Source organism: Streptomyces sp. E2N166, assembly GCF_003671715.1.
GTDB classification, from domain to species: domain Bacteria; phylum Actinomycetota; class Actinomycetes; order Streptomycetales; family Streptomycetaceae; genus Streptomyces; species Streptomyces thinghirensis.
This window is the reverse complement of sequence record NZ_RAIF01000012.1, coordinates 6,756-16,380: the sequence shown is the minus strand read 5'-3', so window position 1 is coordinate 16,380 and position 9,625 is coordinate 6,756. Positions and strand designations below refer to the sequence as shown.

Sequence of the window (9,625 nt, the reverse complement as noted above, 5' to 3'; positions counted from 1 at the left end):
CGCCCCGGCGGCTCCGGCCCCCGCGCCCCACACGGCACCCAGCAGCAGCGCCGTGCCGAGGTGTCCACGCAGGGTGACGCCCGCGCCGAACGCGTCGACGCCGAGCACCGACAGCGAGGCGTTCACGGACACCTCCGTCAGCCGGGCCAGCAGCGGCAGCGCCAGCGCGGTGGCGGCACCAAGCCGCAGCGCACACCGCCCGGCGAAAGCGAGGGAGCGCGCCTCACCCCGCGTCACCGGCGTCCGTACCGCCGTCAGCACACCGGCCAACAGCATGATCAGCGCCGCCGCCACCCCCAGCAGCCACACCCGTCCGTCCAGCTCCGCCAGTCGCCCGAGCGTGACCGGTTCCTCGGCGCCGGCGCCCAGCAACTCGTCCAGCGGAGCGGGGAGCACCTCGACCAGCTCGCCCGTGGCCCGCCCGTCCCACGGCACGAACAGGCCGACCGGAACACCGAGCCAGACCCCGTTGGGCGCGCCCAGCAGCGCGGCCCCGGCGATCCGCCGCGGGTGGTCGTCGCCGATCGCCGCGTAGGCCGCCGCCGCGAAACCGGCCGCCACCGCGGTGAGCGCCACGGTGACGATGGCCGACACCGCCGGCCGCACCACCCGGTGCACGGCCTCGAAACCGCGCGGCAGGGGAGTGCGACGCGAGGCCAGCAGGGCGATGAGCAGAACCCCGGCGGACCAGATCAGCCCGCCGAGCAGCGTCGGCGCGGTGTCGACGGTGAAGCCGACGGCCGCCTCGGCGCCGACGAGGTCACCGATCCGGTCGGGCAGCAGCCCGCCGACGTCGCCCACGTCACCGAGCCCCGGAATCTCGATGCCGCCGCCACCTCCGCCGCCGGGCAGGTCGTCCAGCCCGAGCGAGCCGCCGTCGATCGTGACGACATCGTGCCCCGCCCAGGCCAGTCCGCCCGTCATCGCCACGAAAAGGGCGATCACCGCACCCGCGCGCGCGAGGAGTTCGGCGGGCGCGACCACAACTCCGGCCGCCCGCAGGGACCGTAGGAAGAAGAACGCCAGCAGCAGCGCACCGACCAGACTGACACCAAGTGGCGCGATCTCGATGGCCGTGTGCGCCTGGGCCCCTCCCAGGCCGAACGCGGACACATCTCCGGCCGGTGTGACCGAACCGCCCGCACCGAGCGCCACGACCGCCGCGGTCATCGGGCCGAGCGAGCCCGCGGCGTCCGCGTCGAGCAGACGCAGACCCAGTGCCGCCGTTCCCGCCATACCGATCAACGCCCAGCTCACGGCGGCGACCGCGGACAGCAGGACGTCTCCCCAGGGCACCTTGTTGTCGTACCCCTCGGTGCCGACGCTTGTGGACGCGCTCATGGCAGACCCCCCGATCCGCTGCGCGGCGGAGTTGCCGCGCATGTCCCCCTCGCGTGGGATACCACTCTCCGGGCAGGTTTCAACCCCGTCAACGGGAACGGACGGAAGGGTGCCTACGCAGTCTTCACAAGGCCCGACTTTCGGTCAGGGGGCCGAGCCTGAAATAGTTCCCCCCGATGTTCGACATCCCTAGACTCCCCGCGACGGGAGCAAATCGGGGGACAACTCAGTGGGGCATGGAGTGCCGGAACTCGTACTGGAATCCAATGGACAGACCTGGACGCTCGACCCGTCCCGGTCATATGCGCTCGGACGCGATCCGCAGGGGGAGCTTGTCTTCGACGACGCCAGGGTCTCCTGGCGGCATGCCACGATCAGTTTCAACGGCCGCAGTTGGGTCGTCGAGGATCACGGCAGCACCAACGGCACGTTCGTGCACGGGCAGCGGATCCAGCAGGTGGAGCTCGGCGCCGGCACGGTGCTGAACCTGGGCAACGCGACCGACGGACCGCGCGTGAGCCTGACCGGGGCCCAGGCCGCCGTCGGTACGCCGCAGGCCCAGCCTCAGCAGCAGCCGTACGCCGCGCAGGGTGTGAACGCCGGCTGGGCCCAGCAGGCACCGGCGCAGGAGCCGCAGAAGCAGCAGGCCCCGCCGCACCAGGCCCAGCAGCACGGCCAGCAGCAGGCCGGCTGGCAGCAGCACGCGCCGCAGCCGCAGCAGGCCGCGCCGCACTTCCCCCAGCAACAGGGGCCCGGCGGCGCGGCGGGGGCGCCGCCGGTCTACGGCGACCGCAGTCCGACCACGTTCCACCAGTTCTCGCTCGGCCGCGTGATGCGCATCGGCCGTGCCCTGGAGAACGAGCTGGTCGTGTCCGACCTGCAGGTCTCGCGCAACCACGCGGAGTTCCACGCGACGCCCGACGGGCGCATGGAGATCCGCGACCTGGGATCGCACAACGGCACGTACGTCAACGGTATGCCGATCGCCAAGGGCGGCTCCCAGCTGCTCGGCCCGACCGACGTCGTGGGCGTCGGCCACTCGACGTTCCGCATCGTCGGCGACCGGCTCGAGGAGTTCGTCGACACCGGTGAGGTGTCCTTCTCCGCCCGGCACCTGACCGTCACGGTCGACGGGGGCAAGCAGATCCTCAAGGACGTCTCCTTCGGCGTCCCCGAGAAGTCGCTGATCGCGGTCATCGGCCCGTCCGGTTCCGGCAAGTCGACCCTGCTCAAGGCGCTCACCGGGTACCGGCCCGCCGACCAGGGCGAGGTCCTGTACGACAACAGGAACCTGTACAAGCAGTTCGCCGAGCTGCGTCAGCGCATCGGTCTGGTCCCGCAGGACGACATCCTGCACAAGGAGCTGACCGTCAAGAAGGCCCTCAAGTACGCGGCCAAGCTCCGCTTCCCGGCCGACACCACGGCCGCCGAGCGCGACGCCCGCATCGACGAGGTGCTGCGCGAGCTGAAGCTGGACATCCACAAGGACAAGAAGGTCACGTCCCTGTCCGGCGGCCAGCGCAAGCGTGTCTCCGTGGCCCTGGAACTGCTCACCAAGCCGTCGCTGATCTTCCTGGACGAGCCGACCTCCGGCCTCGACCCGGGCATGGACCGCGACGTCATGCAGCTGCTGCGCGGCCTCGCCGACGACGGCCGCACCGTCCTCGTCGTCACCCACTCGGTGGCCGAGCTGGCGATCTGCGACAAGCTGCTGGTGATGGCGCCGGGCGGCTCGGTGGCCTACTTCGGCCCGCCCGAGGAGGCGCTGAACTTCTTCGGCTACGACACCTGGGCCGACGTCTTCTCCGCCTTCGAGAACTACCGCGACTACGACTGGGCGGGCCGCTGGAAGGGCTCGCAGCACTACCAGATGTACGCCGCGGACATCGACGCCGTCGCGCCGCAGTCCGTACAGGTACCGGCGATGCAGGCGATGAAGCCGCCGAAGCCGCAGGGCTGGATGTCCCAGTTCGTCACGCTGGTACGGCGCTACACCTCGGTGATCGTCTCGGACAAGGGCTTCCTCGCCCTGATGGTGATCCTGCCGGCCGTACTCGGCGCGGTGAGCCTGCTCATCGACGCCGACAAGGGCCTGCTGCCCAATCCCGCCAACCCGCAGACCGGCCGGATCATTCCCAACGGCACCGCCACCACGGTCCTGCTGATCCTCGCGGTCGGCGCCTGCTTCGCCGGCGCCGCGAACTCCGTCCGTGAGCTGATCAAGGAACGGGTCATCTACGAGCGGGAGCGCGCGACCGGCCTGTCACGCTCCGCGTACCTGATGTCCAAGGTCTTCGTGCTCGGCGTGATCACGGTGCTGCAGGGCCTGCTGGTCGGCGTCATCGGCTTCGCCACCCGGGAGATCCCGGAGGAGGGGCTCGTCCTCGGAGGGCTGACGCTCCTCGAGCTGTCCCTGCCGATCATGGCGCTGGGCTTCACCTCGATGATGTTCGGCCTGATCATCTCCTCGCTGGTGAAGACCGCCGAGAAGACCATGCCGCTGCTGGTCATGTTCGCGATCATCCAGGTCGTCTTCACCGGCTGCCTCTTCGCCCTGAACGGCGCGGTCGGCGTCAACCAGTTCTCGTACCTGATGCCGTCGCGCTGGGCGGTCGCCGCGGCCGGCGCCACGCTGGACTTCAACAGGATCAGCCCGCCCGAGCAGGGTGCCGAGGCGGATCCGCTGTGGGAGCACACCGTCGGCGCCTGGGGCCTGAACATGGCCGCGCTGATCGTCCTCGGCGTGATCTGCGGCTTCTTCGTGGCACGCTTCCTGCGCCGCCACGAGCCCGAGGTCATGCGCAAGTAGCCCGAGGCCGCGGGTAGCCGCGGCCGCGACGCCCCGAAGGGCGGCACCCCGTCAGGAGGGTGCCGCCCTTCGGCGTTCGGATCGGCGTCGGCGACGTCGTGAAGAGGTCCGCGCCGACCTCAGTACGCGCTGTCGACGTTGTCCATGGTGCCGTACTTGTCCGCGGCGTAGTTGCAGGCGGCGACGATGTTGGCGACCGGGTCGTAGATGTTCTTGGAGGTCCCGGGCACGTGGTAGGCCTCGAACGTCGGCGGGATCACCTGGAGCAGGCCCTTGGACGGGATGCCGTTGATGGCGTTGATGTCCCAGTCGTTGATGGCCTTCGGGTTGCCGGAGGACTCCCGCATGATGTTGCGGTGGATGCCTTCGTAGGTACCCGGGATGTCGTGCTTCTTCATGATGTCCCGGGCCTCGCGGATCCAGCCGTCGAGGTTGTCGGAGTAGCTCTTCGTCGAGGCCTGCTTGACCTCGGCGCGCTTGGCGGACCGGCTGGCGGTCTCCTTGGCCTCGCGCTTCTCCGCGGCCTTCTCGGCAGCGGCCTTCTTCTTGGCGGCGGCCTTGGCGGCCGCCTCCTTCTTCGCCTCGATGGAGGCGACCTTCTGGCTGGCGCCGGCGAGCTGACCGGTGACGCCGGCGTGCACGTCCTGGATCTGCTCGGTGCTGTACGCCACCTTGGCCTTCGGAGCGGCAGCCTCGCTCGTGGTCGTCTGACCGCTGGCCGGGACCGCGGTGAGCGCGACGGCGGCGGCGCCGAGCGTGCCGACACCGGCTATCGCGAGCTTGTGGGTGCGGTTCAGGGGACGACTATGACCACGGGTGAAGATGTTCTTGGGCATGGCGGGATAGACCTCTTCGAATAGCGCGGAGGTCGCTCTCGTCCGGTGGGGACAGGGATGCTTCCGGCACAAACGCCGCGGGGCGACAACCCGCCGCGTTGAGCGACGAGAGCAATTCTTAGCGGCCGCAAAATTCGGAGGCAAAGGTGTGACGTACGATCCGAGGTAGTGGATCAGGGAAGGGTAAAGCGGGGCAGATTGGACCATCTGCCCCGCTCAAAACGGACGAGTCGTTCTCCTACTCCCCTTCGTACGTGACGTGCGCCCTATGCGCGGGCTCACACGCACCCCCCGCCCTTCTCACACTTGGTTGCTGAAGCAATGCGGTGTGTGAGGGCCTGCGCGCCCCTCCTGCGGCAGCTCCTACGGCAGGAGCAGGTGGACGTCCCCGAACTCGTGCCACAGGTAGCGACCGAGCACCGCGGCCTCGTACCCGCGGCCGATCGCCGCCCGCCCCGCCACCGCCTCCAGCATCAGCAGATGCGAGGCCTCTGGCTCGTGCAGCCCCGTCAGCAGCCCGTCGACCACCCGCACCCCGCGCTCCGGAGTCACGACCAGATCGGTCCACCCCGCCCGGGCCCGTACGACCCCGTCGGCGCCGGCCGCCGACTCCACCGCCCGCACGGCCGTCGTCCCCACCGCCACCACCCGTCCGTCACCGGCCCCGGCGGCGTTGATCAGCCGCGCCGACGCCTCCGGCACGGAGAACCGCTCGGGATACGGCGGCTCGTGCGACTCCGCCGAAGCCACCCCCGCGTGCAGCGTCACCGGCGCGAACCGCACCCCCCGGCTCACCAGCTCCGCCACCAGCCGCGCCGTGAAGGGACGTGCCGCGCTCGGCATCTCCGCGCTGCCCGTCCCGTCCGCGGACGGCAGCGCGAACACGGTCTGGTACGCGGACAACGGCTGATCCCGCTTCGTATAGGAGTAACGAATGGGCCGTCCGTACTCCCGCAGCACCACGGGTACCTCCGCCCCCGACACCCGAGCCCACCACAACCGCTCCCCGCGCGAACTCAACGGCTCCTCCAGCACGAGCCGCGCACCGCCGGGGAGCCGCACCTCCGTCCCCTCCGGCCCGCCCGCACGCGCGCGCGTGGTGCCCCTTCCGTCGGGGTCCCGCAGCTCCACCGCCCAGCGGCCGTCGTCCCCGCGCGTGGAGAAGTGCACCACCACGGGCGCGTCGTCGACACGCCCGTCGACGGCTGCGGCCAGCGTCGCCGACGTGTTGACGACGAGCAGATCCCCGGCCCGCAGCAGCCCCGGCAGCTCCCGGAACACGTGATGCGACACCTCGGTGCCACGCGACACCAGCAGCCGAACGCCGTCCCGGTCCAGGCCAGGCCCCCGCTGTTCGGCGGGTACCCGGGCCGACAGCTCCTCCGGAACGCGCAGCGCCAGCGTCATCGCGGTCCCTCCAGCAGCGCCGGAGCACCGTAGCGACCGCTGGCCGGCCGCTCGTCCAGCAACCTGAGCAGCGCCGGGACGACATCCACCGGATCGGGCCGCGGGCCGTCGTCGTCCGGTACGGCCGCCGCGTACAGGTCGGTGGCCATGTCCCCGGGATCGACCGCCCACACCCGCAGCCCCGGCTCCTCGGCGCCCAGCACCGCCGCCAGCTGGTCCAGGGCCGCCTTGGACGCCCCGTAGCCGCCCCACGTCTCGTACGCCTCCGCCGCGGCGTCCGAACTGACCGTCAGCACCGCGCCCGCCCGGGCCGCGCGCAGCAACGGCAGCGCCTCCTGGACCAGGCCCAGCGCGGCCACGACGTTCACTTCCAGGGCCCGCCGCAGCCCGGCCGGCGGCAGCTCCTCCAGCCGCACCAGCGGCTCCGCACCCAGCGCGCTCGCGTTGCTGACCAGCAGATCCACCCCGCCCAGCCGCCGGGCCGCCGCGACCAGCCCGGCCCGGTGCCCGGCGTCGGTGACGTCCCCGGGCAGCGCCGTCACGCGCGTTCCGTACGCCTCCAGCGTCGCCGCGGTCTCCTTGAGCACCGCCGGCGTCCTGGCATCCAGCACCAGGTCCCAGCCCCGCGCCGCCAAAGCCTCGGCCAGCGCCCGGCCCAGTCCCTTCGAAGCTCCCGTGATGATCGCAACCGGCATGACACACGTCCCCTCGTCGTCCACGCCTCCTGAGCGGCCGGCGTGATCCTCAACGTAGGAACCGCGCCGCAGCGGCCGCCTCGGGCACCGGCCGCAACCGTGCGGGGCCCTTCGCCCTAGGACCGGCGGGCGGGACCCGGGACCTAGGCCCACCGCCCTAGGCGACGGCGGTCACAGGCCCGATCCCGGTGTCGCACCCCGCCGGTACCGTGAGGACATGAGTCACGGCCCCCGGTCCGGCCTCGCCGCGGTCAGTTCCGCGCTGCTGGCCATGAGCAGGCATCTCGAGGTGCGCGACGTCCTCAAGACGATCGTCGCCTCGGCCCGCGAGCTGCTCGACGCGCAGTACGCCGCCCTCGGCGTCCCCGACGACCACGGCGGCTTCGCACAGTTCGTGGTCGACGGCGTCAGCGACGAGCAGTGGAAGGCCATCGGCCCCCTGCCGCGCCAGCACGGCATCCTCGCCGCGATGCTGCACGAGGCGACGCCCCAGCGCCTCGGCGACGTCCGCAAGGACCCCCGCTTCGAGGGCTGGCCGTCGGCCCACCCGGACCTGGTCGACTTCCTGGGACTGCCGATCCGCGACGGCGACGAGGTGATCGGGGCGCTGTTCCTCGCCAACAAGCTGCGCCCCGTGGGGGGACATCCCCCACACCCCCCGTGTCCGAAGCCGACCGGCGGCTGCGGCTTCACCGCGGACGACGAGGAACTGCTGGGCATCCTCGCCCAGCACGCCGCCATCGCCCTCACCAACGCCCGCCTCTACGAACGCAGCCGCGAGCTGACCATCGCCGAGGAGCGCTCCCGCCTCGCCCACGAACTGCACGACGCGGTCAGCCAGAAGCTGTTCTCGCTGCGTCTGACCGCCCAGGCCGCAGCCACCCTGGTCGACCGCGACCCCGCGCGCGCCAAGGGTGAGCTGCAGCAGGTCGCCGCGCTCGCCGCGGAGGCCGCCGACGAGCTGCGCGCCGCCGTCGTCGAGCTGCGCCCCGCCGCCCTGGACGAGGACGGTCTCGTCGCCACCCTCCGCACCCAGATCCACGTCCTGGACCGCGCCCACTCCGCGCGCGTGACCTTCACCGGCAGCGGGGTCAAGGCCCTGCCCGCCGCCCAGGAGGAGGCGATGCTGCGCGTCGCCCAGGAGGCACTGCACAACGCCCTGCGCCACTCCGGGGCGGAGCACGTGGACGTGACGCTGCACCGGCGCGGCGCCGGAGCCGTGCTGCGGGTCACCGACGACGGCAGCGGCTTCGACACGCGTACGGTGCGCCGCGCGGGACGCCACCTTGGCCTGGTCTCGATGCGGGACCGGGCGAGCGGCGCCGGCGGCAGGCTGACCGTTGAATCGGCGCCCGGCAAGGGCACCACGATCGAGATGGAGGCCCCCGGTGGCTGACGCAATCAAGGTGCTGCTCGTCGACGATCACCAGGTGGTCCGCCGGGGCCTGCGCACCTTCCTGGAGGTGCAGGACGACATCGAGGTGGTGGGCGAGGCCGCGGACGGCACCGAGGGCGTCGACCGGGCCGAGGAGCTGAAGCCCGACGTGATCCTCATGGACGTCAAGATGCCGGGCATGGACGGCGTCGACGCGCTGCGCAGACTCCGCGAGCTGGACAACCGCGCGCGCGTGCTGATCGTCACCAGCTTCACCGAGCAGCGCACCGTCGTCCCGGCCCTGCGGGCGGGCGCGGCCGGTTACGTCTACAAGGACGTCGATCCCGACGCGCTGGCGGGCGCCATCCGCTCCGTCCACGCCGGCCACATCCTGCTCCAGCCCGAGGTCGCGGGCGCCCTGCTGTCCCAGGAGGAGAACAACTCCGGGCAGGGCAGAGCGGGTGCCCTCACGGAGCGGGAGCGCGAGGTGCTGGGCCTGATAGCGGACGGCCGCTCCAACCGGGAGATCGCGCGAGCCCTCGTCCTCTCCGAGAAGACGGTGAAGACCCACGTCTCGAACATCCTGATGAAACTCGATCTCGCGGACCGCACCCAGGCCGCGCTGTGGGCCGTGCGCCACGGTGTGACGGGCTGACCACCGGCTGACCCCGTACGCGGCGGCGACTCGGAGGGTTCCCCTCCGGTCGGAGATTCATACCGTCGTGGGAATGTCCCCCGAATGGCGCATCCTCTCCGGCGCCCGGCCGTTCTCCAGTGCGTGCTGCGGCGACTGCCGCGGCGATCGCAAGGAGGGCTTGTAAGTGAGGAACCTGAAGAAGGCAGCGGCCGTGACGATGGTGGCCGGCGGGCTGATCGCCGCCGGCGCGGGCATGGCTTCCGCCACCGACGGCTCGGTCGCCCACGGCGAGGCCATCGGCTCCCCGGGCGTCGCCTCCGGCAACGTCGTCCAGGCGCCGATCCACATCCCGGTGAACGCCGTCGGCAACAGCGTCAACGTCATCGGCGTCCTGAACCCGGCCTTCGGCAACCTCGGCGTCAACCACTGACCCAGGCCACCAGGCCAACCACGGCCTCCCGGGCCGCCACCCGGGAGGCCGGTCACATCCCGCCCCGCCCAGCCGCAGGCAGCCGCGCGCCGCGC

The 9,625-nt window shown here is 71.7% G+C and carries 8 protein-coding genes; 4 read left to right on the top strand and 4 right to left on the bottom strand.

Features of this window, described 5'->3' with window-relative positions:
* Positions 1–1,341: streptophobe family protein (locus EBH09_RS07665; protein ID WP_193776184.1), on the bottom strand; the 1,341-nt coding region annotated here is incomplete at its 3' end.
* Between the two features lie 241 nt (positions 1,342–1,582).
* Here EBH09_RS07665 and EBH09_RS07660 point away from each other — a divergent pair.
* On the top strand, positions 1,583–4,150 hold the full coding sequence (locus tag EBH09_RS07660; protein ID WP_193776183.1) for an FHA domain-containing protein: 2,568 nt from the start codon (positions 1,583–1,585) through the stop codon (positions 4,148–4,150).
* Positions 4,151–4,269: 119 nt separating this feature from the next.
* Here the strand turns inward: EBH09_RS07660 and EBH09_RS07655 are convergent, their stop codons facing one another.
* From EBH09_RS07655 to EBH09_RS07645, 3 genes are all read right to left on the bottom strand, one after another.
* On the bottom strand, positions 4,270–4,986 hold the full coding sequence (locus tag EBH09_RS07655) for a transglycosylase SLT domain-containing protein (protein WP_121746294.1): 717 nt from the start codon (positions 4,984–4,986) through the stop codon (positions 4,270–4,272).
* Positions 4,987–5,349: 363 nt separating this feature from the next.
* Positions 5,350–6,393 (bottom strand): S-adenosylmethionine:tRNA ribosyltransferase-isomerase, encoded by a 1,044-nt coding sequence (locus EBH09_RS07650; protein ID WP_121746293.1) that lies wholly within the window; start codon positions 6,391–6,393, stop codon positions 5,350–5,352.
* Entirely contained in the window at positions 6,390–7,088 is a 699-nt protein-coding gene (locus EBH09_RS07645; RefSeq protein WP_121747285.1) for an SDR family NAD(P)-dependent oxidoreductase, read from the bottom strand. Before EBH09_RS07645 ends, EBH09_RS07650 begins: the two co-directional genes overlap by 4 nt.
* Before the next feature lie 217 nt (positions 7,089–7,305).
* Here EBH09_RS07645 and EBH09_RS07640 point away from each other — a divergent pair, with 217 nt between their 5' ends.
* The 3 genes from EBH09_RS07640 (at position 7,306) to chpE (ending at position 9,530) form a co-directional block, all read left to right on the top strand.
* Entirely contained in the window at positions 7,306–8,484 is a 1,179-nt protein-coding gene (locus EBH09_RS07640) for a GAF domain-containing sensor histidine kinase (RefSeq protein WP_121746292.1), read from the top strand.
* Positions 8,477–9,118 carry a response regulator transcription factor gene (locus EBH09_RS07635; RefSeq protein WP_121746291.1) on the top strand — a complete coding sequence of 214 codons (642 nt, stop codon included), beginning with the start codon at positions 8,477–8,479 and terminating at the stop codon, positions 9,116–9,118. Before EBH09_RS07640 ends, EBH09_RS07635 begins: the two co-directional genes overlap by 8 nt.
* Before the next feature lie 166 nt (positions 9,119–9,284).
* Entirely contained in the window at positions 9,285–9,530 is a 246-nt protein-coding gene (chpE, locus tag EBH09_RS07630) for a chaplin ChpE (RefSeq protein ID WP_121746290.1), read from the top strand.
* Positions 9,531–9,625 lie beyond the last annotated feature (95 nt).

Coding starts and splice junctions, on each gene's coding strand:
- EBH09_RS07655 (WP_121746294.1), bottom strand. CDS start 4,986: ATGCCCAAGAACATCTTCACCCGTGGTCATAGTCGTCCCCTGAACCGC.
- EBH09_RS07650 (WP_121746293.1), bottom strand. CDS start 6,393: ATGACGCTGGCGCTGCGCGTTCCGGAGGAGCTGTCGGCCCGGGTACCC.
- EBH09_RS07645 (WP_121747285.1), bottom strand. CDS start 7,088: ATGCCGGTTGCGATCATCACGGGAGCTTCGAAGGGACTGGGCCGGGCG.
- EBH09_RS07640 (WP_121746292.1), top strand. CDS start 7,306: ATGAGTCACGGCCCCCGGTCCGGCCTCGCCGCGGTCAGTTCCGCGCTG.